General features: G+C 66.6%; 1 protein-coding gene. It reads right to left on the reverse strand.

What is annotated here, in order from left to right; translation table 11 throughout:
* Positions 1-1,076 (reverse strand): glycoside hydrolase family 43 protein (locus ACIQHQ_RS37400; RefSeq protein WP_402621309.1); only part of this gene is annotated, 1,076 nt, incomplete at both ends.

The following is a 1,076-nucleotide window of genomic DNA, read 5'->3' on the forward strand; positions in this document are numbered from 1 at the left end:
CCGCCGTCGCTGGTCCATTCGGTCTCGATCCCGGAACCCCAGGCGATCGTCTCGGCCTCCTGGCGGACGTACGGATCGAGTGAGCCGGCCTGCGGGGCACCCGCGCTCGTCATGTTGATCGTCGGAATGCTGCCGTCGGCGTTGTAGGAGAACTTCTCCACGGCTACCGAGCGGGTGAAGCCGCCTCCGCCCGGGAGGGCTCCGTTGTGGTAGAAGAAGTACGAACCGCCCTTGAAGTCCACGAGGCCCGCGTGGTTGGTGAAGCTGTTGCCCTGGGCGGGCATGACTGTGCCACGGTAGGTCCAGGGTCCGGTCGGGCTGGGTGCCGTGGAGTAGGCGATGAACTCCTGGCAGCACCTGGCCGCGTACACCAGGTAGTACAGACCGTTCCGCTTGTAGGCCCACGGCCCTTCTTCGTACAGCGTGGGACGGTTGGGATCACCGGTGCGGGTGCCGAATCCCGAGGTGGTGAGCGGGATCTTGGTGGGGCTGCCCGAGTAGGAGATCATGTCGGCGTTCAGCTTGACGTACCACAGGTTGGGGTTGCCCCAGTAGAGGTAGGCCTGACCGTCGTCGTCGATGAAGACGGTCGGGTCGAACTCGGTGTTCTCCAGCAGCGGGCGGCCGAGGGCGTCCCGGAACGGTCCGGTGGGGCTGTCCGCCACTGCCACGCCGATGGCGAATGCGCCGGTCGCCCGGACCGTCACCGGCACGTACCAGTAGAACTTGCCGTTCCGTTCGATGGCCTGACCCGCCCACGCGTTGGCGCCCGCCCAGCTGAAGGTGTTCAGGCTGAGCGGTGAGCCGTGGTCGGTCCAGTTGGCCATGTCGGCGGAGGAATACACCCGCCAGTCCTTCATCACGAAGGAGGAGGTCGAGCCGTCCTCATCGTGCCCGGTGTAGAGGTAGACCCGTCCGTTGTGCACCAGCGGGGACGGGTCGGCGGTGTAGACGTTCTGCACGATCGGGTTGTCGGCCCTGGCCGCCGTGGGATGCACCGCGGCAGGAAGGACGGCGAACGCCAACATGAGGATCAGCACCCAGGTCGCCCGGGCGAGTCTCGTACCGGTAGCGGG

It is taken from the genome of Streptomyces sp. NPDC092370 (assembly GCF_044755265.1).
Classification (GTDB): Bacteria; Actinomycetota; Actinomycetes; order Streptomycetales; family Streptomycetaceae; genus Streptomyces.